23 protein-coding genes are annotated in these 25476 nt (G+C 58.8%); 14 read left to right on the top strand and 9 right to left on the bottom strand.

Annotated features, from left to right (window positions below):
* Nucleotides 1–386: 386 nt before the first annotated feature.
* From ACXZ1M_RS05930 to ACXZ1M_RS05920, 3 genes are all read left to right on the top strand, one after another.
* Nucleotides 387–1103 carry a hypothetical protein gene (locus ACXZ1M_RS05930; RefSeq protein WP_459052262.1) on the top strand — a complete coding sequence of 239 codons (717 nt, stop codon included), beginning with the start codon at nt 387–389 and terminating at the stop codon, nt 1101–1103.
* A gap of 9 nt (nt 1104–1112) precedes the next feature.
* The gene (locus ACXZ1M_RS05925; RefSeq protein ID WP_459052261.1) at nt 1113–2180 is read left to right on the top strand and encodes an ImmA/IrrE family metallo-endopeptidase; all 1068 of its coding nucleotides are present in this window, start codon (nt 1113–1115) and stop codon (nt 2178–2180) included.
* Between the two features lie 160 nt (nt 2181–2340).
* A complete protein-coding gene (locus tag ACXZ1M_RS05920) occupies nt 2341–3636 on the top strand; it encodes a Fic family protein (protein ID WP_459052260.1) in 1296 nt (431 codons plus the stop codon).
* A gap of 286 nt (nt 3637–3922) precedes the next feature.
* Here ACXZ1M_RS05920 and ACXZ1M_RS05915 read toward each other — a convergent pair whose 3' ends face one another.
* From ACXZ1M_RS05915 to ACXZ1M_RS05905, 3 genes are all read right to left on the bottom strand, one after another.
* A complete protein-coding gene (locus ACXZ1M_RS05915; RefSeq protein ID WP_459052259.1) occupies nt 3923–4999 on the bottom strand; it encodes a putative phage abortive infection protein in 1077 nt (358 codons plus the stop codon).
* A 60-nt stretch (nt 5000–5059) separates the two neighbouring features.
* Complete coding sequence (locus tag ACXZ1M_RS05910) at nt 5060–5836, bottom strand: hypothetical protein (RefSeq protein ID WP_459052258.1); 777 nt, start codon at nt 5834–5836, stop codon at nt 5060–5062.
* A gap of 119 nt (nt 5837–5955) precedes the next feature.
* Nucleotides 5956–6720: a hypothetical protein gene (locus tag ACXZ1M_RS05905; RefSeq protein ID WP_459052257.1), complete on the bottom strand. Its 765-nt coding sequence runs from the start codon at nt 6718–6720 to the stop codon at nt 5956–5958.
* Between the two features lie 824 nt (nt 6721–7544).
* Between ACXZ1M_RS05905 and ACXZ1M_RS05900 the strand changes: the two genes are divergently transcribed.
* The 5 genes from ACXZ1M_RS05900 to ACXZ1M_RS05880 all read left to right on the top strand — a co-directional run bounded on the left by ACXZ1M_RS05900 (nt 7545) and on the right by ACXZ1M_RS05880 (nt 11485).
* On the top strand, nt 7545–8018 hold the full coding sequence (locus tag ACXZ1M_RS05900; RefSeq protein ID WP_459052256.1) for a tetratricopeptide repeat protein: 474 nt from the start codon (nt 7545–7547) through the stop codon (nt 8016–8018).
* Nucleotides 8019–8171: 153 nt separating this feature from the next.
* Nucleotides 8172–8876, top strand: a complete 705-nt coding sequence (locus tag ACXZ1M_RS05895; RefSeq protein WP_459052255.1) for a GntR family transcriptional regulator — start codon at nt 8172–8174, stop codon at nt 8874–8876.
* A gap of 21 nt (nt 8877–8897) precedes the next feature.
* Nucleotides 8898–9923: an ABC transporter substrate-binding protein gene (locus ACXZ1M_RS05890; protein WP_459052254.1), complete on the top strand. Its 1026-nt coding sequence runs from the start codon at nt 8898–8900 to the stop codon at nt 9921–9923.
* A gap of 3 nt (nt 9924–9926) precedes the next feature.
* A complete protein-coding gene (locus ACXZ1M_RS05885) occupies nt 9927–10709 on the top strand; it encodes an ABC transporter ATP-binding protein (RefSeq protein WP_459052253.1) in 783 nt (260 codons plus the stop codon).
* Nucleotides 10710–10726: 17 nt separating this feature from the next.
* Nucleotides 10727–11485: an ABC transporter permease gene (locus ACXZ1M_RS05880; protein WP_459052252.1), complete on the top strand. Its 759-nt coding sequence runs from the start codon at nt 10727–10729 to the stop codon at nt 11483–11485.
* Between the two features lie 2 nt (nt 11486–11487).
* Here ACXZ1M_RS05880 and ACXZ1M_RS05875 read toward each other — a convergent pair whose 3' ends face one another.
* Together ACXZ1M_RS05875 and ACXZ1M_RS05870 are read right to left on the bottom strand one after the other, a co-directional pair.
* Nucleotides 11488–12141: a response regulator gene (locus ACXZ1M_RS05875; RefSeq protein ID WP_459052251.1), complete on the bottom strand. Its 654-nt coding sequence runs from the start codon at nt 12139–12141 to the stop codon at nt 11488–11490.
* Between the two features lie 5 nt (nt 12142–12146).
* Nucleotides 12147–13580 (bottom strand): sensor histidine kinase, encoded by a 1434-nt coding sequence (locus ACXZ1M_RS05870; protein ID WP_459052250.1) that lies wholly within the window; start codon nt 13578–13580, stop codon nt 12147–12149.
* 242 nt (nt 13581–13822) lie between these two features.
* On the opposite strand from ACXZ1M_RS05870, the gene ACXZ1M_RS05865 reads away from it, so the two are divergent.
* From ACXZ1M_RS05865 to ACXZ1M_RS05850, 4 genes are all read left to right on the top strand, one after another.
* Entirely contained in the window at nt 13823–15094 is a 1272-nt protein-coding gene (locus ACXZ1M_RS05865; protein ID WP_459052249.1) for a sugar MFS transporter, read from the top strand.
* A gap of 128 nt (nt 15095–15222) precedes the next feature.
* Complete coding sequence (locus tag ACXZ1M_RS05860) at nt 15223–17652, top strand: glycoside hydrolase family 3 C-terminal domain-containing protein (RefSeq protein WP_459052248.1); 2430 nt, start codon at nt 15223–15225, stop codon at nt 17650–17652.
* Nucleotides 17653–17680: 28 nt separating this feature from the next.
* Nucleotides 17681–18835 (top strand): porin, encoded by a 1155-nt coding sequence (locus ACXZ1M_RS05855; RefSeq protein ID WP_459052247.1) that lies wholly within the window; start codon nt 17681–17683, stop codon nt 18833–18835.
* A 60-nt stretch (nt 18836–18895) separates the two neighbouring features.
* A complete protein-coding gene (locus ACXZ1M_RS05850) occupies nt 18896–19387 on the top strand; it encodes a hypothetical protein (protein ID WP_459052246.1) in 492 nt (163 codons plus the stop codon).
* On the opposite strand, the gene ACXZ1M_RS05845 is transcribed toward ACXZ1M_RS05850, so the two are convergent.
* Nucleotides 19364–20239: an ion transporter gene (locus ACXZ1M_RS05845; RefSeq protein ID WP_459052245.1), complete on the bottom strand. Its 876-nt coding sequence runs from the start codon at nt 20237–20239 to the stop codon at nt 19364–19366. The two genes, ACXZ1M_RS05850 and ACXZ1M_RS05845, sit on opposite strands and share 24 nt — an antisense overlap.
* Nucleotides 20240–20351: 112 nt before the next feature.
* Here ACXZ1M_RS05845 and ACXZ1M_RS05840 point away from each other — a divergent pair, with 112 nt between their 5' ends.
* Together ACXZ1M_RS05840 and ACXZ1M_RS05835 are read left to right on the top strand one after the other, a co-directional pair.
* On the top strand, nt 20352–21365 hold the full coding sequence (locus ACXZ1M_RS05840) for a glycoside hydrolase family 53 protein (RefSeq protein ID WP_459052244.1): 1014 nt from the start codon (nt 20352–20354) through the stop codon (nt 21363–21365).
* 85 nt (nt 21366–21450) lie between these two features.
* The gene (locus tag ACXZ1M_RS05835; RefSeq protein WP_459052243.1) at nt 21451–23703 is read left to right on the top strand and encodes a TonB-dependent receptor; all 2253 of its coding nucleotides are present in this window, start codon (nt 21451–21453) and stop codon (nt 23701–23703) included.
* Nucleotides 23704–23721: 18 nt separating this feature from the next.
* Here ACXZ1M_RS05835 and ACXZ1M_RS05830 read toward each other — a convergent pair whose 3' ends face one another.
* The 3 genes from ACXZ1M_RS05830 to ACXZ1M_RS05820 are packed head-to-tail and all read right to left on the bottom strand — an operon-like array spanning nt 23722 to nt 25302.
* A complete protein-coding gene (locus ACXZ1M_RS05830; protein ID WP_459052242.1) occupies nt 23722–24102 on the bottom strand; it encodes a hypothetical protein in 381 nt (126 codons plus the stop codon).
* Entirely contained in the window at nt 24077–24604 is a 528-nt protein-coding gene (locus ACXZ1M_RS05825; protein WP_459052241.1) for a MauE/DoxX family redox-associated membrane protein, read from the bottom strand. Before ACXZ1M_RS05825 ends, ACXZ1M_RS05830 begins: the two co-directional genes overlap by 26 nt.
* The gene (locus ACXZ1M_RS05820) at nt 24604–25302 is read right to left on the bottom strand and encodes a hypothetical protein (protein WP_459052240.1); all 699 of its coding nucleotides are present in this window, start codon (nt 25300–25302) and stop codon (nt 24604–24606) included. Before ACXZ1M_RS05820 ends, ACXZ1M_RS05825 begins: the two co-directional genes overlap by 1 nt.
* Nucleotides 25303–25476: the final 174 nt, after the last annotated feature.

Raw genomic sequence — 25476 nt, 5'->3', positions numbered from 1 at the left:
TCGTCGCCGAACGAACTCATTCAGCTGATGCCCTGCCTCGCGAAGTCTTCTCTTCGGTCATCGCGACACTGAAGACGAGCGCTGACTCACCGCTTTGTCAATCACTGGCTGGCCGGAAAGGCGCGGGGGCGCGCCCTCAAATCTTCTACCCTTTGATTTGGTCGGATAGCAGCCGGTGTTTGTGCTGAGGTCTGGCATAAATAGGTGGATGAGTTAGAGTCTTGATTGGCTGGCTAACTGCAAGATTACTGTACAAAAACACAGTGTTGGATTATGATTTATTGCCTCGTCGCAGTGGACGGGGCGTCGCTCGATTCAGTTGCAATTTGGCTTCATGTTTTTCCGCTTTTTTTCCCTCGGGTTGAGGTATAATTTCCGGAAAATTCATGTGGGGAGTTACCGTGCGAAATTCTGAGTTCAAACTGGTTCATTCCAATGCCCACGGGCTACGTGGCAAGACTGTTATCGATCCTGTCCTGGTTGAAGCGCGCCTAAAGGAGTTGTCCGGCGATCTCTCTTTCAGCCTGTTATCCGAAATCATTCAGAGCGGCTTGAGCGCCCGAAACGAGACTACGCGCGCCTCTGCTGTGATTGCAGCCGGTGTGCAGCAATGGTTGAAGACCGTTGAAGAGTTGCGCACACGACTCAGTGAAAAGCAATGGAACATCCACGAAGAGAAGAATTGTCCATTTATCAGCTCGCCAGATCGCTTGCTTTCTTTCGTCGTAATGACTGGTAATGGCGAAACGGGCAAATTGGGTTTTGATGAACCCACTAACCAAGCGGAAAAGGGTGTTGTTGTTGAGGGATTTGTTCAAAAGAATCAATTGGAGTTGTTTAACCAAGACTCATTCCGCTTGGCGAAGGAAAAGCGTGAAGAGACCCAAGTTTGGGCGTTTCTCTATCACTATGATAAAAAACTAAAGGAAGTGCGATTCGAACTGTCATATCCAATCGGATTTGATAAGAAAAAAATCACGGCGTGGGGAGAGCGGATTATTTTAGGTAGCATCCCCAACAATCCAGCTGACTTCGCGATTCGTAAGGATGCTCCAAATGCGCCTGCTAACGTGGAAGTTGAACCAAAGTCAGGGACTTTTTAAGTTATAACTATGTCAGAAATCAACCCCTCGCAAATTACGTTTGCCCGGGTTCGAAGGCGCCTAACGAAAGCACAATTAGCCAAAGAACTGAGTGTTACCAGCCGTAGTATTCAAAACTATGAGACGGGTACCTCCGCTCCTGATTCTGAAACCTTCGCTAGAATGGCCAAACTGCTGAATTTCCCTCAGCAGTTTTTTTTCATTGAGGAGTCCATGCCTACGATTGAGGAGCATGCGGCCAGCTTCCGTTCGCTTTCAAAGATGACGGACGCGATGAAAAACTGTGCCCTAAGCGCGGGAGCAATTGCGTTCAAAATCAATGAGTGGATGGAAGAAAGGTTCAATTTGCCTCAAGCTGATTTGCCCGACCTTAGCGACCTTTCTCCTGAGGATGCAGCTGCGACTTTGCGTCGTATGTGGGGGCTGGGCAATGCTCCAATTCCCAATATGATTCATTTGTTGGAATCTAAGGGTATTCGAGTTTTTTCGCTGGCGGAGGAAGCACGAGAAGTTGATGCTTTCTGCACATGGCATGACGGCAAGCCGTTCGTGTTTCTCAATACAATGAAGTCTGCTGAGCGTAGTCGTTTTGACTCGGCCCATGAGCTAGGTCATTTAGTGCGTGATACTTACAGTATGCAACATGGACAGGTTCACGGACCCGAAATGGAACGTCAAGCAGATGCGTTCGCTTCGGCATTTCTCATGCCGAAGGAAAGTGTGGTAGCCAACAGGCCGCCGGTGTTTACAATCAAGTATCTATTGAAGTTAAAACAGTATTGGGGAGTGTCGCTCGCTGCACTGGCTTATCGCTACAACGCACTAGAGCAAGTGACGGAGTGGACCTATCGCAATCTCTGCATCGAGATCGCAAAGAATGGCTTCCGAACAAACGAACCGGAACCGATGGGCCGCGAAAGCTCTCAGTTATTGAGTAAAGTATTGGATTTCCTAAAGAGTCAAAGAGTAGGCCGTGCCGAGATTGCTAGAAATTTGTGTATTAGTGTGGATGAGATCAATGCGCTAACTTTCCACCTCACGAGACTCTCAGTTGTATCTGTAAGCGGTATTCGTTGATTTGCAAGGTCGAGACTCCTTCCTTAGCGAGGGCGAATATGACCCTGACCAGGCCCAGCCGCCTCTGATTGCCAATTAGCGTGACAATGATCACACGATTAGTTGCACTTGGACGGAGTGCAGGCGGTTAAACTAATTCTGAAATATTATTCTATTGACCATGACGAATACTGAACTATTGCTCAAGTTCTGGCGAGGCGACCAGATTGGCGCCGAGCGTCTGTCTGCTACGATTTTGCATATTGAAGGCTTTTCATCGGTCGATCCACAATGTCCCCTAGGGGGGCCTGATGGTATCAAGGACGTTCTCTGCGAGAAAAATAACTGGCGCTATGTCGCCGCAGCATACTTCCCAGTAAGTGATAAAGCGTTTAGTGATACTAAATCAAAATTCATTAGCGATCTAAAGGGAGTTACAAGTAACTCGGTTGATGGAATTGTCTTTTTGACTAATCAGTCTTTGACGCCGGGGGAGCGGGATGTTCTAACAAAACAAGCCGATGCACTTGGACATAGGTCGATTATTTATCACTTGGAACGTCTTCGCTCCATACTTGACAGCCCATCTGGCTATGGCGCGCGGTTGGAATATTTAGACATAGGCATGTCGAAAGAGGAGCAGCTTAGCTTCTTTTCACAATGGAATAGGTCTTTCGCTGATATGCTCCAAGCACAGGGACTCATGATCATTCGTGAAATTGGCAAGCGTATTGACTCTTTGTCCGATGTAACCACGTCATTTGGTGACGTGGCTCATCAGGTTAAGCAAACTCACTCAATGCTTACCAACCTTTCTGCTCCCAGCAATAAGGCAATAATCGAACCTGCAGTTTCATCCTTTTCTTCGATTAAAGAACTTTCAGTCAATGCAATCTGTGTGTTGCATCGCGCACTTTTGTTTGATGCTCCTCCTGGCACCCAAGTGGGTGTTTTACGAACAAGTCAGGTCTGGATTGGTGGACGTGGTACGACTTTAGCCACGGCATCATTCAAACCACCTCCTCCTGAAGATGTCCCTAATTTGCTTCAGGAATTGTTAGAGGGCTGGGAGGGCAAATTTGATAGCCTTAAGAAAGCATCCGTTGCTAGCAAGATTGTTGCCATGAGCGAGTTTCATCATCGGCTTGTTAGCATCCATCCATTCTTAGATGGTAATGGCCGTATTGCCCGATTTCTTCTTGCGCAACAGGCACGAGAACTATTGAATCAGACGCGGAGGGTTGTCGTTGAGGATAGGCGACCCTATTTTGACGCATTATCATCTGCTGATGCGGGCAATTATGCGCCGCTTGAGGCTGTTATCAGTCAGGCAGTTTTAGGCACTGAGTTTGTGGCCGGGTCACCCTGCCAAATGTCTGGTCAACGTTGCCCAGGTTGTGGTGAAGGAGTCATGGATATTAATGAGTACAACAATGGAGTAGTCTGCAACGTTTGTGAGCTTGATATTCCAGCCTAAATTTGTATCGGGATCAATGAGAACACGCGAACCGGATAAGCAAGTACGAAGGTCGCTCCGAAAATACGAGATCCAGTCGCGCGGATTGACATCTCCAATAGCGATTAGAAGAACGATACGCATGCATCGAGCTGAAAAGCAAACTATCGATGCCTTAACCGCGAGTCCTCTAAGTCGATTCTTAAATTTGTAACGCTGGCCCGAGGTGTTGGCAAATGATGGTGGTAAAGCGGTACAGCCCGGAGAAACTCGTCTCTGGCCCTTTAGTGTGTATGCGCTAATCGGATTATTCGTCCGTAGGACTATTTGGATCGTAGCCGCTGTCGAAGTCAGCTACAGCGTCAGCCTTCTCTCGATCTGCTTCTATATCATCGAAATAATTATCCTGAAGCAGCAGGGGAGTTGGCTGATTGCGATCTGACGCGTTCGGTACGCCTTCCGTTCCGTTGAAAGCGGTAGCGCGGTAGCCCAAGAGCAACGCAGTTGAATATGCTTTGAAATGTCTGCGGTGGATGTGAGTGAGTAGGTTAAATTTTTCAATCAATGGGTGAAATTCACGACCTGCCTTTGATAATCCATACAAAGCTAGCAGCAACACGGCTCCTTCGCTAATTTGACCTCTAGCGATGCTCGCATAGCGTTGTTGAGCTTTCTCACTCAAACCCGAGTCGACTATATGACGAAAGACCTGAAGGAGCATTCGGTAATAGGGACCAAACGCGGATGGATTCCGATCATATGCCGTTGTATAGAACGTCGTGATCAGTTTTTTTAGCACCTTGTCCGGCGTTGCTCCAACTTGCTCCGGGTTAACCTTCGAGTAGATGCTGGCGGCATAGCTGTCCAGTGCTCGTGACCCACGTCTGACCCCGTTGTCTACTGAAGACGTTTGACTAGTCTTTCGGTGTACTTTCTCAGCTGCTACAGCGCATAGGGACAAGAGTTGGAAAAGCAATGATTCAAACTCTTGCTTACGGCGGTAGTCGCGCTCCCGTTCTGCCTCTTGACGGGCCTCTTTAAGCGCTTGGTGTTGCATGAAGCCTGCCCAAAACACAAAGGCGCCGGCAAATGCCGTAAGAAGAGCATTAAGGCCGCCAAAGGAGTCACCCACCTGACCGAATTCAGTGAGTGTTTGCGCCGTAGTAGCTGCAATCACATCGCTAGCTAGCGTCGGAGTTTCTGCAACCTTGCTGGTGACTGCAGTTGATGCAGCTGAGCTCAACAGCAGACTGCGCACGTACAGGGCCCCAAAACTCGACCAGGCTATCCAAGTGCTGGCGGCAATGAGGATCGCAACTAGCAGAACAAGCCAGTGCAAGTATGGAGCTGTCTTTGAAAGGAAACTATTTATACCTTTTTTCATCGAGTCTGGACGTGTCGTGGTAGGGAGGGGGATCCTAGAGCATGAACTTGAACTTTGGTATTACGTACGATGAGCAAGTCTGTTTTGAAGCAGGAACCAGCACATATTCAACGCAAACGAGCGCCCAAGCCTGGTCATCTGCGCTTCGGAAATGCCTACGGGGCGATGAGCGCCTGGGCTCAAAAAACCAAATACACCGGCTAACCCTCTCTCTTCTTCTTGCGTGATTTCTCCAGCCTTCCTCAGGAACGTTACAACCTCTCCCCACTTCGCCGGATTGTAAGCCTCAGGTGAAGACAACTGCGCATGGACATCTTGCGCAACATCTGCGGCCAACGTCTCAAGTGCGACACGCGCATTCACGAGCGCGGCGTTGTAGTCTGGAGGACTTGACCTGAACGCCGCCGATGAATCATTGATCTTGGCAATAATTTGCTCTCGGCGCGGCGCCCCGCATGTGCGCAGCGCAGAAATCAAATCGTCCTCGACCGGTTGTCCATCAACAATCGATGGATCGGCCGTAATCAGTCTTTTTCCATCGATTATGTAGCCATCCAGAATCAAGCACTGGGTGAGGTCATACAGGCGTTCGTCAAAGACGTATTTGGGATTTACCTTAGTTCTCAACGTCCCTTGCGTTGCGACGATTTCTTGAATAACCATCAGGAGAGTCCGGTTGTCTAGATCTCGAAGAGTCCGGATTAGATCCATGAGTAGCATGTCTGCATGTAAGTTGAGATGCTGCGCGCCGTATTTTCCCAACAGGACTACTGAAACTGCGGCTTCTTGGTGTGAAAGAAACTGGGCGAGGGAGTGCTGAGTACGATGACTAATCATGATTTGTTCAAATTTTCAAAGCGTAGGTATCTGGCCGCATTCTTGCATCGCCAAACTTCACGTCAGATCGTGTCCGCCAAGTAGCTTGGAGGACGCGATCTGGCGCTCGTTTAGACCTGTTACATGATCACGCGTCCACGGTCGCCAAAGCCTGCCGGCCGGATTTTCAGTGACGCTAATTGGTTTAGCAATGCGGTCTTACATTTGAAGCTGTCTGTCGCCGATTGGATCCAAGCACCGCGCTCCCGTTCCAGCCATGATGCTGCAAACGCATCGCCTGCTTTGAATCCGGCTAGGTAATTTGAAACCCACTCGACCCCCTTCACTGTAGGACATATGGCGACGTTAATCGCTAGCTCGGCATATCCAGCATCCGACGCATATGCCAACGCGTGGAGCCCGTTCGGCAATGTGAATTCAAATCGGATCGAAGTGCGGCTGTCGCGTGCGTGGGGCCCAGTCCAACCAGGCCAACGGTTATCGTCGGGGGCCAGCGTGAACAGTTTGCGCTTGATGCCTTCATTGACAGCCGCGACAACGATGTTGCGATACGCCTTATCACGCAGACTCTTGTAGTGGATGCCGTGAGCATGACGGCAGGTGGTACTGCGCAATACGGGCAAGTCCATCGATTCAAATCCGAATGCCAAGTCAGGCTCGTGGCCCAGCTTACGCAAACGCTCATCAAAATCCTCATCGATCAGTAATGCATAGTCCTGGTCGGTGCTGGACTCCAGTGCATGGATCAGTGACGCATACGTGCCAAACCCTAAGGCGGCAGCTAATGCTTCGCTCAAATGAGATGAGCCAACTTCAGGGAACTCCTCGCGAAGTGCTTTTTTAACTTCAGCAAGATGCTCCTTACGAAGCAAAACGGATGACATAAATACCTCCAATCAATTTAATGACCGGCGTCCGCCGATTACGCGCCAGCCTTAGATTGAAGGGGCAAGTATCGATATGTGAAACAGTCTGATTTAACCCGGCGGCAGGTTCGGCCCAGACGGCACACAAATAGAATACACGAGGTTGGGGGAGGATTTCAAGCAGTCAGACAACTGGTCGTTTCTGACGGGGAGAGGAGAGCCTACGCTGCCTTTATGCAACGTGATATCACGCTTTGGTGCAGAGCCTCATCTGGCAAAATTTTCAGGTTAGGGAAAAAAATCTTGCATGAGATATTTCTGGACTGTAGAGTCCTGTGACTGCTTCATCTTCAGGATGCCGGCATTCCACGGAGTGCGACAAATATTCTTCCAAGTGACCCATAAGGGGACTACGTCCTCGTCAATTCGCAGAAGACCTTATTCTATAAGGCTTACTTTAATAGTCGCGAATACTGCTGCATCATCGGGGTGAGCTTTTCGGTGGGGCTGTTCTTGACGGCGGCGGCGTTGATTTCGTTGGGGACGGTGGTCATTGGTTCTTTAGGTGAAGCGATAAGTCTGGTTTTGCGGCGGCTCAAACGGCCTCCGAGCGTAACCCGTCATTCTACCGCTTTCGGCGGCACGTTGACGAATTCGCGTTAATGAGGACTGGATACCGTGACCAGATGTGAACGAGAGTGGGATATGGCAAGTAAACGATGCCGGACCTGGTTCGCGTCACCGGATCGGCAAAGGGGGCTGCACGGCGCTACAATGGATCAATGCATGCGGGGCCAGGTTAGCGAAAGATGTGGCGGAAATCGTGTCACAAGGAAAGAAAAATGAACTATGCGATCGATATTGATCGGGCTGTTGAAGATGAAGATCAAGCAACAGCCTTGCGTCTTGCCGAGCAGTGGGTAACCGACGCGCCAGAGGATGCTGCCGCATGGGGCAAACTGGCTCACGTTCATGAAATGGACGGGAATCTTCCTCAGGCGAACATAGCGGCGACCGAGGCGCTAAGAATCTCCCCTGACTATCAGCCTTACTTATTCGAAAAAGGCTACATCGAGTATCGCTTGGCGAACTATGCGGAGGCCGCACAGGCATTTGCGGCCTGCGGCGAGCAGGCTGAACTGACTAACGACAGTTTTTATCTGGATGCCGCCCGGATAGCCCAAGCCCGATGCTTGGCTCTGGGCGGTCAAACTCGCTTGGCGGCCGATGTGATCGCCGCCGCTGCACCAGGGGCCGCGACTTGGCTAGATGGGCGATTCTCCAAAGAGGACGTGCTAAAGCTCATACATCGCTAGTTCTTGGTGCGTGTCCGCATCAAATTGGGGCTATTTCACGCCCCGGTTTGTACACAAAACCGTCGACAACCTGTAAACGGATTGTCGACAATCATATTAAGTAGTTGGCACACTTGTTGCTGAGTTTGGGATATCCAATCTCTGACCTGCAACATGCCCACGCCCAAACTCGTCGCCGTCGCCGCCCGCAAGGACGATCCCCCTGAAGACCGGATGTACCTGGAAATCTATGACGCGATCATGGAGCACCGGCTGCCGGCCGGCACCAAGCTGACCGAGGAGGGACTGGGCGAGATCTACGGCCTTGCGCGCCACAGCGTGCGGCGCGTGCTGGCCAAGCTGGCCGCCGATGGCCTGGTCGATATCGAACGCAATCGCGGCGCCTACATCGCCAGCCCCAGCGACGAGGAAGCCCACGAGATGTTCGAGCTGCGCCAGGCGCTGGAGGCGCTGGTGATGCAAAAGCTCATCGATAAATCACGTAAGTCCGACTTTGCCGAACTGCGCGCGCTGGTGGCCCGCGAGCGCGACGCCTACATGCGCGGCGACCGCTCGCAGTGGATACGATTGTCCGCCGAATTCCACATCGAACTGGCCAAGTTGGCCGGCAATTCGCTGGTGGTGGAGTCGCTGCGCCGACTGGTCTCGCGCACCACCTTGCTGATTTCCGCCACCAATCCCAGCGGCCAGCAGCCGTGCTCGTTCGATGAACACGCCGCCGTGCTCGACGCGCTGGAAAAGAAGAATCACGCCAAGGCCCAGCAGGAAATGTCGCATCACCTGGGCCAGTGCGCCTGCCGCTTGCTGGACCGTCCGCCACAGCGTTTCGACCTGCGGTCGGCGCTGGGAAAAATCTAAACCACCACACCAAGGAAACACATGAAAATCAAAGCGACCATCGCCGCCAGCCTCGCCCTCTGCATGTTGTCCCTGCCTGCCATGGCGCAGGACACCAAGATCAAGTTCCAGCTCGATTGGCGCTTCGAGGGCCCGTCGGCCTTCTTCCTGGTGGCCAAGAGCAAGGGCTACTTTGCAGCCGAGAAGCTGGACGTGAGCATCGATGCCGGCAGCGGTTCGGGTAACGCGGTGAACCGCGTGGCGTCCGGTACCTACGAGATGGGCTTTGCCGACATGGCGGCGCTGATGGAATTCACTGCGAACAATCCAACCGCGCCCAGCAAGCCGGTGGCGGTGATGATGGTGTACAACGACACGCCCGCCGCCATCATCTCCCTGAAGAAATCCGGCATCACCAAGCCCGCCGACCTGATCGGCAAGAAGCTCGGCTCGCCCGTGTTCGACGCCGGCCGCCGCGCCTATCCGATCTTCGCCAAGGCCAACCAGCTGGACGTCACCAAGTCGACCTGGGTCAGCATGGACCCGCCGCTGCGCGAGACCATGCTGATGCGCGGCGATGTCGATGCCATCACCGGCTTCACCTTCACCTCGCTGCTGAACCTGAACGCCCGTGGCGTCAAGGACGAGGACGTGGTGCTGATGCAGTACCCTAACTACGGCGTCAAACTGTACGGCAACGCCATCATCGTTTCCGACGCCTTCGCCAAGCAGAATCCGCAAGCGGTGAAAGGCTTCCTGCGCGCCTTCGCCAAGGCGGCCAAGGATGTGATGGCCAATCCGGAAGCGGCGGTCAAGGCGATCAAGGAACGCGACGGCCTGATCGACGAGAAGCTGGAACTGCGCCGCCTGAAGATGGCGATCGCCGACGCCGTCGCCACGCCGAATGCGCGCGCCGAAGGTTTCGGCCAGACCTCGCCGGCCCGCCTGGCGCTGATGGCCTCGCAAGTGTCCGATACCTACGCCACCAAGAACCGCGTCGATGCCAAGGCCGTGTGGGACGGTTCCTTCCTGCCGTCCAAACCCGAGCTGACCGTCTTTCCAAAGTAAACCATGACTGAATTATTCGTCGATTTCCAGAAAGTCTTCCTCGCCTACAACGACAGCGAGTTCGCGGTGGAAGACATTACGCTGCAGACCAAGCCGGGCGAGTTCATTGCCATTGTCGGTCCGTCCGGCTGCGGCAAGTCCACCTTCATGAAACTGGCCACCGGCCTCAAGGCGCCGACCAGCGGCCGGGTCAGCATCGATGGCCAGTTGGTGACCGGGCCGCTGAAGTTCGTCGGCATGGCGTTCCAGGCGCCGACCCTGCTGCCGTGGCGCACCACGCTCGACAACGTGTTGCTGCCGCTGGAGATCGTCGAACCGTATCGTGGCAACTTCAAGCGCGATCGTGCCAAGTATGTGGAACGCGCGCTGGCGCTGCTCAAGACGGTCGGGCTGGACGGCTACGCCGACAAGTATCCGTGGGAGCTGTCGGGCGGCATGCAGCAGCGCGCCTCGATTTGCCGCGCGCTGATCCATGAGCCCAAGATGCTGCTGCTGGACGAACCCTTCGGTGCGCTGGACGCCTTCACGCGCGAGGAGCTGTGGTGCGTGCTGCGCGACCTGTGGACCGAGCGCAAGTTCAACGTGATTCTTGTCACGCACGATTTGCGCGAGGCCGCGTTCCTGGCCGACACCATCTACGTGATGAGCAAGCGGCCGGGCCGCATCGTCGCCCGCAAGGAAAATCCGCTGGCGCAGCCGCGCGAGCTGGAACTGACCTACACCGAACCGTTCAACGAGCTCGTGCATGAATTGCGCGGGCATATCGGTCGCGTGCGCAGCAGCTGACCATTACAGGATTTAGCATGAATAAAAAAGCCGTCAAAAGTTTCGCGCCGTGGATGTTGCTGATCGCCATACTGATCGTGTGGCAGATTATCTGCAGCGTGTTTTCCATTTCCGAATTTATCTTCCCCAGTCCGTATGCGATCTTCCAGGCGCTGGTGGAGTACGCTGGGCCGATAGCCGAGCATGCTTGGCGCACCTATTGGGTCACCATGGTTGGCTTCGGCATTGCCGTGGTGGTTGGCGTGGGGCTGGGCTTCCTGATTGGCTCCTCGCCGCTGATCTACGCCGCCGTCTATCCGCTGATGACGGCGTTCAACGCCTTGCCCAAGGCGGCCTTCGTGCCGATCCTGGTGGTGTGGTTCGGCATCGGCGCCGGGCCGGCCATCCTGACGGCCTTCCTGATTTCCTTCTTCCCCATCATGGTCAATATCGCGACCGGGCTGGCGACGCTGGAGCCGGAGCTGGAGGATGTGCTGCGGGTGCTGGGCGCACGCCGCATGGACGTGCTGCTGAAGGTGGGCCTGCCGCGTTCCCTGCCCTACTTCTTCGCTTCGCTGAAGGTGGCGATCACGCTGGCCTTCGTCGGTTCCACCGTATCGGAAATGAACGCTTCCAACGAGGGCATCGGCTACCTGCTGGTGTCGGCAGGCTCGTCGATGAAAATGCCGCTGGCCTTCGCCGGCCTGATGGTGATCGGCGCGATGGCCATGGCCATGTATGAACTGTTCGCCATCGTCGAAAAACGCACCACCGGCTGGGCGCACCGGGGGAGTTGAGTTTAGAGGTTTTCGTCGTTCATCAGGCCGTGGCGCCAGGCGAAGGCTACGGCTTCGGTGCGGTCGGCCAGGTGCAGTTTGGAGAGGATGCTGCTGACGTGGGATTTGATGGTCTTGACGCTGATCGAGAACGTCTCCGCAAGGCGGGCGTTGCTGGCGCCTTCGGCCAGTACGCGCAGGATGTCGAGCTCGCGGTCGCTCAGTGGCGCAAACGGGTTGACCTCCGGCTGGCGGATGGTGCGCACGGCTTTCAGGATGCGTTGCGTGATCGCCGGATGGATCACCACTTCGTCGCAGACGATGCGCCGGATTGCCTGCAGCAGCTCGGTGCCGGACATGGATTTCAGCAGGAAGCCATGCGCCCCGGATTCAATCGCGGAGAACGCCAGGTCGTCGTCTTCGGATGACGTCAGGATGACGACTTTGCTGCTCGGACTGACCGTGCGCAAGGAGCGGATCGCGGTCACGCTGTCCATGCCGGGCATCAGCAGGTCGAGCATGATGAGGTCCGGCGCCAGATCCCGCGCCAGTTCGATGGCGCCCTTGCCGTCGCCGGCTTCGCCGATGATGGCGAAGTCGCCGGTGGTGCCGAGCAGGGCCGCCATGCCTTGCCGCACGATGTCGTGATCGTCGACCAGTAGTACGCTTGATGTCATGATTTTTATAATTCGAACGTTACAGAAATGATGGTGCCGCCGGCAAGCCCGGTGGCGATGTCAAGGCTTCCCTGGTTCAGGCCGTCGGCGCGAAGCTTCATATTGGCCAGGCCCATGCCTTGGGCGCCCAGCGCCGCCGGCAGCACGCCTTCGCCGTTGTCGGTGATACGCCAGGTGTAGACCGCGCCGCGCTGCTCGCCTTCGAGCGTGCATTGCATGCATCCCTTGGCGTGCTTGAGAACGTTGGCGACGGCCTCCATGGAAATGAGGAACAGCTGCCGCGATACTTCCGGAGCCGGGTCCAGTGCCGCTTCAAACGCCTCGCTCAGCGTGATCGACCATGCGATCTGGCTGCCCGCCAGAAAAGCTTCAATGCCTTCCGTCAGCACATGCCGGAAGCCGGATTCCGCGATGGTGGGCGCGGCCAGGCGGCGGATGATGCCGGTGAGGTCTTGCTGCAGCTGGTAGGTGAGCGACAAGGACGCATCGACCAGCTTGGCGCTGGCGGCGTCGGGGCGGTGCATTTCGCGCAATGCCGTCAACTGCAGGTTCAACGCGAATGCCCTTTGCTTGGCGGTGTCGTGCAGGTCACGTGCCAGGCGGTTGCGTTCCTCGGCGGCGGCCAGCGCCTGTTTGACTTCGATCACGCCGGCCATCGCATCGGCCATGGTGTCGAATTGCTGGGTAAGCCGCGACAGCTCGTCCTTGCCCTGGTCGTTGATGCGGGTGGTGAGATCGCCATGGGTCCAGGCGTAGGCGGCCCGGTTGGCGCGTTCGATCCGGCGGATCAGCAAGGCCAGCAGCACCAGCGCCACCGCCAGGTTCAGGCTCAGGATGAACAGGGCCAGTGGAATCCGGAATTGCCGGGGCTCCTTGAGTTTCGCCCACGGCGAGAGGATGTGGACGCCGACCTTCAGCTCCGGCATGCCGGGTTCCCTGGCACGGACCACGGTGATGCTGAGCCAGCCATCCGGCTGCTCGATTATTCCGCCATCGCCCGGTGCGCGCATCTGCTGTTGTAATGCGGGTAGCACCTGGTCGGCGGCGAACTGGCAGGTGCTGCCGTCCGCCGTTCGCATCGTGATCACAAACCGCCCGGTTTGGGCCGCACGCAGAAAGCCGTTGGGATTGGTGTCTCCGGTGCGGTCGCCCATCGGCGGCGTCATGGCGCGCTCGGCCAGTAGTTCCAGCACGTCCACGCATCCCGGCGATGTCAGCTTCTTCGACTCCAGCAGCGGCATCGTTGCTCGCAAGGCCTGTTCCAGTGCCGGCCTGAGTTGCGCAGGGGCCAATGACGCGCGCAGCCGGCTGTCTTCCGACACGGTGGCAATGAAATCCATCGTCAGCCAGGTCGCGCTGGACGTCAGGAACATGGCCGGCACAATGGTCCAGAACAGGCTGTGGCGCCATTGCAACAAGGCGCGTAGCGATTTCTTCAACCAGGAGCGGTTGTTTGTGGTTTGAGTGTGCGCCAACGTCGTGTCCAGATGGAGGGCAGCAAGGGGCTGCCCGAGAGGGGAAGGCTGCGTCTGAGTGCAGTTGATGACCGCCATCATATCGCGCAGAGGCGGACTCTCCAATCCGCCTGGAGGCGGTGCGCAAATCCGCCTCCAGCCCGATTCGCATTTGTGCGTAGGCCAATACACTGGAATAACACTAAAACAATATGACGGAGACATGCATGGAGAATTACTCGCGGCCGCAGCTCGCCTCAATGGCTGCGCCTGGGGCAACCGGCAACACCGTGCCGTTGACCATCGTCACCATCCTGTTCTTCATGTGGGGGCTGCTGACCTCGCTGAACGATGTGTTGATTCCGCACCTGAAAGCGATCTACACCCTGACGTATGTGCAGGCCATGCTGGTGCAGTTCTGCTTCTTTGGCGCCTACTTCATCGCTTCGCTGCCGGCGGGCGTGCTGGTGCGGCGCATTGGCTATCAGCGCGGCGTGGTGGTGGGACTGGTGACCGCCGCCGCCGGTTGTGCCATGTTCTATCCGGCCGCTTCCAGCGGCTACGCCATGTTCCTGGCGGCTTTCTTTATCCTTGCCTGCGGCATCACCATCTTGCAGGTGGCGGCCAATCCCTATGTCACCGTGCTGGGCGATCCTGCCAGCGCCTCGCGCCGGCTGACGCTGACGCAAGCCTTCAACTCGCTGGGCACCACGCTGGCGCCTGTACTGGGCGGCATGCTGATCCTGGGGGCCGGCGTGTTGACCGCCGAAGAGCTGGGCCGTCTGCCGCTGGTCGATCAAAGTGTGTATCGCAGCCACCAGATCGCTTCCGTCCAAGGGCCATACCTGTACCTGGCGCTGGCATTGCTGATGCTGGCCGCATTGTTTGCGGTGGCACGCCTGCCGCGCATCGTCGAGGCGGTAGACCAGGCGCAGCCTGCACAGGGCTCGCTGTTCGCGCAGCGCCGATTGGTGCTGGGCGCGGTGGGCATCTTCATGTACGTCGGGGCGGAGGTCAGCATCGGCAGCTTCCTGATCAATTACATGGGCGAGCCGCGCATTGCCGGCTTGTCGGCGGAGCAGGCGGCGCACTACGTCAGCCTGTACTGGGGCGGCGCGATGGTGGGGCGCTTCATCGGCGTGGCGGTGATGCGTTCGGTGGCGCCGGGCAAGGCGCTGGCGGTGAGCGCCGCCTGTTCCATGGCGCTGATCCTGTTCTCCGTGTTCAGCAGCGGCGCGCCGGCCATGTGGTCCATCCTCGCGGTCGGCTTATGCAACTCGATCATGTTCCCGGTTATTTTCAGCATGGCCTTGCACCAGCTTGGCCCGCAGACGGGACGCGGTTCCGGGCTGCTGTGCATGGCTATCGTCGGCGGCGCCATCGTGCCGTTTGCCCAGGGCTTCCTGGCCGATAGCGTCGGCTTGCAGGCGTCCTTCCTGATCCCCGCCGTCTGCTATGCCTTCGTGCTGTATTACGGACTGAAGTTCCGCCGCAACTAATTCCCCTTTTACTACCGCTGCCCAAGCGCCATGCAAGACCGGCGCTGGGCCGCGCCATCAGAATTTCCGGCACTCCAGCCGGGAAAACGCGACTACTCGCACAACAAAACAATAGGAGATTCAACACGATGAAATCCACCAGACTGTCAGGGGTGGCCAGTGCTGTCGCCAGCCTTGCCATGCTCCTGCTGGCGGGCTGCAGCGGCGGAGGCGCGTCCAGCGCCACCAACGACTCGCAAACCGTCGCAACCACCGGCCAACTGACATCGGACCAGATTGCCGATGACCGCGCCAACAAGATCATTGCGACCATGAGCTTGTCGCAAAAAATCCAGATGGTGCACGGCGTCGGCTACGTGTCGCTGGACGGCACCTTGATCGGCTACGGCTACAACATGCGCCCGGCCGGCGTGCTACCGGGCGCCGGCGCGATCATGGGCCTGCCCGAACTGGGCATTCCGACCTTGAACCTGGTTGACGCCTCCAGCGGCGTCAATCTGGTGAACTCGAACGCCACGTCGCTGCCGAGCACCATTGCGGTGGCCGCCAGCTGGGATACGGACCTGTCCGAACTATTCGGCCGCCGCATCGGCATCGAGACGCGCGCGCTGGGCTTCGGTGAAGCCCTGGGCGGCGGCATCAATCTGGCGCGCGATCCGCGCGATGGCCGCACCTTCGAAAACCTGGGCGAAGATCCCATCCTGGCCGGCGAGCTGGTCGCCAGCCGGACCATCGGTGTACAGGCGCAGCAGGTGATTTCCACCGTCAAGCACTTCGCCTTCAACAACTACGAAACCAACCGCTACATCTCAAATTCGGTCATCGACGAGCAGAGCATGCGCGAGACCGAGTTGCTGGGCTTTGAGATCGCGGTGCAGAAGGGCAAGCCGGGCAATGTGATGTGCGCCTTCAATCAGGTGAACGGCAGCTATTCCTGCGAGCACTCGCAAATGCTGGGCTGGCTCAAGAATGAATGGGGCTTCAAAGGCATCGTGCAGTCGGACTGGGGCGCGAACAACAGCACGGTGGCGTCGGCCAATGCCGGCCTGGACGAGGAACAGCCGAGCCAGACCAGCGACGACCAGAAAGTGCCGGAGCTGATGAAGTTCATCGTCGGCACGCCGTACTACATCAACGCGCTAACCAGCGCAGTGGCCAGCGGCCAGGTGCCGATGTCGCGTCTGGACGACATGGTGCGCCGCAAGCTGCGCACCATGATCCAGCTGGGCGTCATGGATAAACCGCCGACCTCCGGTGGCAAGGTCGATGAGGTCAATGGCAATCTCGATGCCTTGAAAGTGGCGCGCGAGTCGATGGTGCTGCTGCAAAACCGCGTGGCTGCTGGCGATGCCGCGCCAGTCCTGCCGTTGGCGGCCGCATCGGTGAAGAGCATCGCGGTCATCGGCGCCCATGCCGACAAGGGCGTGATCGCGGGTGGCGGCTCGGGCGGCAACGCGCCGATCAACGGCACAGCCGACACCACCTGCCCGCAAGCGCCGGACGCCTTATTCGGCAGCTGCGCCAACTGGTATCACTCGGTGCCGCTGGACCAGATCCGCAAGAAGTTCCCTGGCGCGACAGTGACGTTCTACAGCGGGCTGGACACCGCTGCCGCCGCCAACGGCGCCGCGCAGGCCGATGTGGCGATTGTGTTTGCCATCGCCTGGCAGACCGAAGGCGTGGACAACAAAACGCTGGCGTTGCCGACGCCAGCCACCGATGCTTTCAATGCTGAGTACGACCAGGATGCGTTGATTTCCGCAGTAGCCGCCAAGGCCAAGCGCACGGTGGTGGTGCTGGAAACCGGTGGTCCGGTGTTGATGCCGTGGGTGGGCCAGGTACATGCGATTCTGGAAGCATGGTATCCGGGCATCCAGGGAGCGCAGGCGATTGCCGATATCTTGTCCGGCGACGTCAACCCATCGGGCAAGCTGCCGGTCACTTTCCCTGTCAGCGAAGCGGACTTGCCGCAGCCGAAGTTACCGGCCAATGTGGCCGCGCTGATCGGCCAGACGGTGGCGCCGCGTGCATTGGTGCCTCTGTTCGAGTCGCAGATGGGGGCTGCTGTCGTTGCAGCAATGCGTGCGGTCAACTACACGGAAAAGCTGTGGCTCGGCTACAAGTGGTATGACGCCAAGCAGATCAAACCCATGTTCGCTTTCGGCCACGGCCTGTCCTACACCACGTTTGACTACGCGGATGTGAAGGCGGCCGCCGACGCCGAGCAGAACGTCACCGTCAGCTTCAAGCTGAGCAACAGTGGCGCCCGTGCCGGCAGTGAGATCGCCCAGGTGTACGCGGCGCTGCCGGCCGGCACGCCGGGCAACACGCAGCCGCCGAAGCGCCTGGTGGGCTGGAAGAAAGTGGCCTTGGCTGCCGGCCAAAGCGCCACCGTCAGCATCCAGATTCCCGCCAAGTACCTGAGCTACTGGGACGCCACCAGCAAGCGTCGCTGGGTGTTGCAGCCTGGCGCATACAGCTTCAGCGTCAGCCCGTCATCGGCGATGAGCGTGGAAGCCAATCCATTGACCCAAAAAATTTCGCTCGCCGGCAAGTAAGCCCGGGCATTCATATCAGAGGAAAATCATGACCAAATCTAAACTGTTCCTGGCAGTCGCCATTGCCGCCGCATTCAACTCCGCCAGCGCCTACGATACGCTGAAGATCGGTGAAGTAGAGATTACGCCATACGCCCGCGTGGTGGCCGGCATCGACTACACCAGCAACATCATGAACTCCGGCATGCAGGGTAGCCGTGTGCAGGTGGCGTCCAACCAATGGGGCACCTCGTACTGGGGCCTGACCTTGAAGACGCCGCTCACCGACGGCTGGAACGGCGTCGCCCATCTGGAGAGCGGCTTCGGCAGCAACGATGGCCAAAGCAATAACAACGGCACCTTGTTCAACCGTCGCTCCAACGTTGGTGTGTCGCACGAAAAATTTGGTGAACTGACCGTCGGCAATCACATGTGGATCGCCAACGATGCCTACTATGTCGACCCGATGGCGCACCAGTGGATCGGCCTGAACACGCTGGTGGGCGGCCGCAACTGGGGCATCGGCCCGAACACGCTGCAATACACCACGCCGGTCTATTCCGGTCTGCAGGCGAGTTATATGCACATGGCCGGCGGCGCCATCGATGATGCCAAGCGCGGCAGCGGTGATGGCGTTTCCGTCTCCTACACCCAGGGCGGACTGAATCTGCGCCTGATTGCCGACCAGCTGGCGGACCAGTATGGCCGCTACACCGGAGGCACCGTGTACGGTCTCGGCAGCCAGGGCGAATGGAAGTTCACCAAGGAAGTGCTGTTCGGCGGTTCCTACGATCTGGGCAAGGCCAAACTGTTCGCCGGCTACAACCGCGTGACGGCGCCGCAGGCCGGCTACGCGACCACCGCCAAGTGGGACAACAAGGCCGAGCAGACCTGGCTGGGGATCAACTACAAGGCCACCGAGAAGTTGACCTTGCTGGGCGCGGCTTTCCATCTGAAGCAGGAGGTGAGCGGCAAGAAGAGCAATCTGTTCGCCACCGGCGTCAACTACGACTGGAACAAGTACTTCAGCCTGTACGCGACGGTTGGCACCATCAACAACAATACCATCAGCGATAGTGCCGTCAGCATGAATGGCGCGAACAACCATGCGCTGTACTACTGGAACATGGCTTGCCAGAGCAGCGACAACTGCAATGGTTCCAATTCGTACGGCGGTTATGCCGGCTTTGTTCTGAAGTTCTAAGTCTCTCCCCGGTTGCCGCCGCCGATCGCGGTGGCAACCACTTCAATGGATAGAATCACTATGTTCACGCCCCATCAATTTTTCGCGCTGGTATTGCGTTTGTTTGCCTTGTGGCTGTTGCTGACGGCTGGCCAGATTGTGCTGGTCAGCTACGCGGTGCAGCGCGGCGTGCAGGACAATGGCGCAATTTCCTACGCTGTCGCTGCCATGTACGTCGTGGCGGCCGTGCTGCTCTGGATGTTCCCGCTTGCTGTCGCCAATAGAATCCTGCCGAAGGCCACGGCGGATCGCGTCGCCAGTCCGGCGGCCGGCGACATTGCCGCCATCGCCTTCATCGCCACCGGCCTGCTGATCATCGCGTTGAAAGCGCTGACGCCTGTCGCCAACTACCTGTCCTTGCTGAGCATGCTCATATTGTCCGGTCAGTCAGCCCGCCTGTCCGCCGCCAGCATGCACATCGATGGCGTCATTGCTGTCGTGATGCTTGTGCTCGGTTTATCGCTGATACTAAAGTCGCGCGTCCTCGCATCATTCGCACTTCGCAACAGCTAGAGGGGCGGAGCAGTCCTTGCAGTAGCGGGCGTCGGGTTCGTGGCCGATGGTGAGGCAGGCTGGGCAGGCGCGCGGGGAGAGAGGGCGCAGGCCGCGCCGGTGGCTGATTTCGGAGCTGATGATACCGGTCGGGACGGCCAGGATGCCCCAGCCCAGCAGCATCATGAAGGAGGCGATGGTGCGGCCGATGTCGGTTTTGGGCACCAGGTCGCCGAAGCCGACCGTGGTCATGGTCGAAATCGCCCAGTACACGGCAGTGGGGATGCTGGTGTAGCCGTGCTCCGGCCCTTCCACCACGTACATGACAGTGCCCAGCAGGAACACGATCAGGAACACCACCGACAGGAAGATGAAGATCTTGCGCCGGCTCGCCATCAGGGCGTCGCCCAGCATGCCGTATTCCTCGATGTACAAGGTCAGCTTGAGGATGCGGAAGATACGCAGCAGCCGCAAGATGCGCACGCCCATGATGACGTGCGCGCCCGGAATGAACAGCGACACATAGCTGGGCAGGATGGACATGATGTCGATGATGCCGAAGAAGCTGCGCGCATACATCACCGGCCGCTGCACGCACAGGCAGCGCGCCACATATTCGATCGTGAACAGGATGGTGAAGAACCACTCGGCGGCATGCAGCCATTCGCCGTAACGGGCGGCGATCGGCTGCACGCTGCTCAGCACGATCACCAGCACGCTGAGCAGGATGGCGCCGATCAGCGCCAGGTCGAACGCCCGGCCGGTGCGGGTATCGGATTCGAAGATGATGGCGTACAGGCGCGCGCGCCAGCCATCGGCTGGTTTGCCCAGGCGTTGCTGCAGCGGGTCGATGGGGCGTTGTTTGGTCGTCATGGGCAGCTATCTTACCGGCAAATGCCGCAGGGGGCGCGGCCATATCGAAAGGGCATGGCTTGCGCTATTTTCCTCATGCCTGCACGCGGCCGCTTTGGGCTAGCATGGCGGCATGAAAAAACTACTCCTTGCCCTATTGATGATGGCCGCCACGGCCGCCGCCCATGCCGATTCCTTCGTGAAAGGCGCCGATATCGGCTGGCTCCAGCAGATGGAAGCCACCGGCTACAAGTTCCGCAACAAGCAGGGCAAGGAGCAGGATTTGCTGCAGATCCTCAAGGACCACGGCATCAATACCGTGCGCTTGCGCACCTGGGTCAACCCGTCCAACGACAAGGCCAGCGGCCACAACAGCAAAGAGGAAACCGTCGCCATGGCGGTGCGCGCGCACAAGATGGGCATGCGCGTGATGATCAACTTCCACTACAGCGACAGCTGGGCTGATCCACAGCAGCAGCGCAAGCCGGTCGCCTGGACCAAGCACGATTTTCCGCAGTTGCTGAAGGATGTCTACGGCCACACCCATGAGGTGATGAGCGCCCTCAAGGCGGCCGGCGTGACGCCGGAGTGGGTGCAGGTTGGCAATGAAACGCGCACCGGCATGATGTACCCGGAAGGCCATACCGACAACTGGCCGCAGCTGGCGCAGCTGTTCAACCAGGGCTACGACGCCGTGAAGGCGGTCAGCCCGACCTCCAAGGTGATCCTTCACCTGGATCGCGGCAACGACAACGCCTGGTTCCGCACCTGGTTCGACAACGCCAAAGCCAACGACGCGCGCTACGACGTGATCGGCCTGTCCTACTATCCGTACTGGCTGGACGGCCGTCCCGACTACACGCTGTCCATCGACGACCTCGCCAACAACCTGAACGACATGGTGGCGCGCTACGGCAAGGAGGTGATGGTGGTTGAGGTCGGCGGCGAGGACGGCAAGCCGCAAAACACCTACGACATGCTGATGGCCGTGCAGCGGAAGGTGCGTGCGGTGCCCGGCGGCAAAGGCCTGGGCGTGATCTACTGGGAGCCGCAAGGCGCGCGCAGCTGGAGTCATTACGAACTCAGCGCCTGGGGTGAGGACGGCCGTCCGACCAAGGCGATGGACGCTTTTCTGGATTCCTTATAAGCAAACTCGTTTATCTTCGCTATCAGTCGTTTTTTAGTTGATATACTTTTTTGCAATCTACTAAAAACATGGCTGAAGGAACTGGATGAACAAGCATTTGATGGGACTGGCGATTGCCGGTGCATTCGCGGCGGCGCACGCGCAGGACAACGCCTCCGACAAGATCGAGAAAGTGGAAGTGACCGCCACCCGCACCGGCGCGGTCGACGTGCAGCAGGTGCCGGCGGCGATCACCGTCATCAAGCCGGACAGCCTGACCAAATACGGCCAGGGCAACCTGGGCGATATCGCCAACCTGGTGCCGGCCTTGTCGCTGCAGGAGCAGGGCGCCGGCGTCAATAACATCACGATACGCGGGCTGGTGGTGCGCGGCATCGTGCCATCGGAAGTACAGGACGCCTCGCTGGTGGCGGTGTACATCGATGAGATGCCGGTCACGCTCAAATCGAGCAACCCCGACCTGAAAGTGCTCGACCTGGAGCGCATCGAAGTGCTGCAAGGCCCGCAAGGCACGCTGTACGGCGCCGGCGCCATGGCCGGCACGGTGCGCCAGATTACGCAGAAGCCCGAGTTCAACGACTTCTTCGGCTCTGTGGAAGCGGTCGGTTCGCAAACCTCCAAGTTCGGCGGCGGCAACCACAATCTGCGCGCCACGGTCAACGTGCCGGTGAAGAACGATACGCTGGCGCTGCGCGTCACCGGCTACACCGGCAACGATTCCGGCTACGTCCTCAACCAGGCCAACGGCAAGACCGACAACGACGTCTCCACCAACCAGGGCCGCATCGCCGCGCGCCTGCGCGCCACGCCGGACCTGCTGATCGACGCCAGCGTGACCGCCTCCAACATCAAAGGCGGCATCAACGATGCCTACTCGGGACTGGCGCTGTACACCACCACCTCGCTGATCCAGCAGGCCAGCAAGGACAGCCTGCAGCTGTACAACCTGACGCTGAACTACGATGCGGGCGTGGCAAACCTGGTGTCGTCCACCTCCTATCTGCACCGCGACACGCTGTACATCAATTCCGGCCAGTACAAGGCCACCGCCTTTATCTTCGGCGGCCAGTCGCCGCTGATCGCATCGTCCTACGTCATCGGCAACAAGATCACCAATTTCGCCCAGGAGTTCCGCCTGCAATCGAAAGTGGGCGGCCCGTTGAAGTGGACCGCCGGCGCCTTCTACACGCAGGGCAAGCGCGATCTGCGCCAGGACCAGCCGACGCCCGGCTTCGACGCGCGCTTCGCCATCGCCAAGAACTTCCCCGGCTATAACTCACAGCTCAACGACAATGCGTTCACGCCGGACGATTACTTCTCAGGCACGCAGAACATCGATTCGAAAGAAGCCGCAGTGTTTGCCGAAGCCACCTACACCGTGTGGGACAAGCTGGACCTGACCGCCGGCCTGCGCCTGTTCCGTGGCACGCAGGACTTCGACCTCAAGTTCAGCGGCCTGTTCGGCAACCTGTTCAACTCCACGCCGGCCAAGCCGCAGAGCAGCATTCCGGAGACCAGCAACAGTAGCGAAACCTCGAAGGGCGCCAATCCGCGCTTCGCCGCCGCCTACCGCCTGGACGAGGACCATACGCTGTATGCGTCGGCCGGCAAGGGCTTCCGCTACGGCGGCAACAACCAGCCGGTGCCGTTCGACTTCTGCGGCCAGAACGCGCCGTCCACCTTTGCACCGGACAGCCTGTGGAACTTCGAAGCCGGCTCCAAGAACACGCTGTTCGATCGCCGCGTGATCTTCAACGCCAGCGCTTATCTGATCAAGTGGAAGGATGTGCAGGTGTTTAACAAGCTGCCGTGCACCTACTACTTCACGCAGAACGCCGGCAAGATCCGCAGCGAAGGTGTGGAGCTGGAGACCTTCTTCAAGATTTCGCGCCAGGCATCGATTGGTGTGAGCGCCACCTTCAACCATGCCTACGCCGCCGAGAAAGTGGTGACCGGCATCGCCGCCCAGAACATTCCGGAAGATGCGCGCGTGCCGTATTCGCCGAAGTTTGCCGCCACCGCCGTGGTCAACTACAGCATCCCGCTGGGCGTTGGCGAAGAAGTCGCGTTGTCGGCCAACCTGGCGCACCGTGGCGAGGCGTACACCAACTTCGCCGCGTCGCAGGGCAGCTACTCGCGTATTCCTTCGTCGAACACGGTGAATGCGACGGCAGTGTACAAGAACGGCAAGTATGAAATCGGCCTGTTCGGCGCCAACCTCACCAACGGTGCGAAGATCAGCGACGTCACCACCAACACCATCGCGATTCAGCCGGGCGACAATCTTTACATGATTCGTCCGCGCACGGTGGGTGTGCGCGTCAAGGCGCGCTTCTGACAGCCAGGGCATCAAGCTTCAAGCGCGCTTGCGGCCCAGCCACGCCTCGGCGGCAAGCGACAAAGGCGCGATGCAGAACAGGTTGAGCAGCGGCGCGAACAGCAGGCCCAACGCAGCGGTTGAGCTTTGCGGCGCCACGAATACCGACCAGAAGGTAGCCGCATCGACCAGCAGCATCAGCACCGCGCCGACCAGCAGGCAGATGCCAGCGCCGCCGCGCCGCAGCACTAGCGCCAACAGCAGGTAGGGCGTCAACGACCAGGTGCACAGCGCTGCGCGGAAGGCGGCGTTGCCGTCGCCGAGAAAAATCGCCGTGACCAGATGCAGGCAAGCGCCGGCCGCCAATAGCAGCCGGCTTGCCCGAAGCAGATAGTCATGCGGCGATTTCGCGGTTTTCATAGATCTGCGGCACGGTTGATAGCAGCAGATCGTATATCTCTTTTGAACCGAGCGCCAGATGCGATGCGATGGTTCCCTCGGACGACACCAGCACCGCGCTCGGCGTCACCAGCGCGTCGTAACTGCCGGATACCTGCCGGTCCTCCTGCAGCAGGGTGATGCAGGCGTCGGCGGCCCGTGGCCGATGCAGTTGACCGGCATCGACGCGCAAGACCACGGCGATGGGGACCAGGCCCTGATACTGCCTATGCCAACTCCCGAGCGCGCCGCCGGCGAAGGCGCCCCACCAGGTGGGCACCGCCAGCGTCAGCATCAGGGCGATGGCCAGCTCGCTCGCCGGCATCAGCCACGCCAGCGACGGACGCAGCGCGGCCGGCACGCCAAACGCCGCTAGCGTTTGAACGTGGGCCTGCCGGTGCAGCAGCTTGCCGGCGGCGGCCATCAGCAGCACGCCGGCCAGCAGCAGGCGCAGTACCGTGAACAATATCGCGAGCGCGTCCATTATCGTTTTCCTCCCAAGGTAGGTCCGTCGTAACGTTTGGCGCCGGCAAACGGCGAGATGATCGACGACGGCGTCAGGTCGGAGCACAGCGGTCCGCACAGCGCCGTGCCGCCGCAGCAGTTGGAGCCGGCGCAGCCGTATCCCGGCGGGCAATCGTCGTTGGAGCTGCAGGTGGGCAGGCCGGCGCACGGCGTGTTGCCGTGGACGCAGACGCCCGAGCCGTTGGGCGTGGTGAAGCACACGCAGTTGCCGCCGCCGGCGCAGGCCGGGAAGGCGCCGCAAGCGCCGCCGGCGCAGGTACGGCAGTTCTCGGGCGTGCAGCAGTCGCACGAGAGTTTCTGGGCGTCGTCATAGGCGCTCTGGCCGTAGGAGGGGACGGCGTTGTAATAGGTCTTAGCCTGCGGCAGGCAGCCGCCACGCTTGATGCTTTGGATGTTGCCGGTGCCGGGAAAGGCGGCCGTGCAGATGGCGTTGAGGTTGGTGAGGAAGGCGGTATCGCAGGCGGCCTTGTTCTGGTTGCACTTGTCGTAGCAGCAGTCGTGGGTGTCGCAGGCCGGTACGAAGCTGACGCCGAAGTAGCTTTGCGGCGGCGACACCCACGAGCCGGCCGCGCCGCAACCGTTGGGCGTGCAGGTATGCGCCAGGTTGGCGGTGCGGGCCGGACAGTCCGCCAGCTTGGCGATCGGATGCTTCTGCACCACGCCGCTGGGCGTACAGCAGGCCAGGTCGGAGTCGTAGACGCGGTTGTTGCACAGGCAGTTGCGCGCGGTCGTGCCCTGGATGGCGACAGCACCGTGTCCAGCCCCACCGGGCCGGCGTCGTTGAGGGTGTGGTCCCAGGAAATCAGGCTGTAGGCAGTGGACTCGAAGCGC

The organism is Duganella paludis (assembly GCF_054461335.1).
This window is presented reverse-complemented; position numbering and strand designations above follow the sequence as displayed.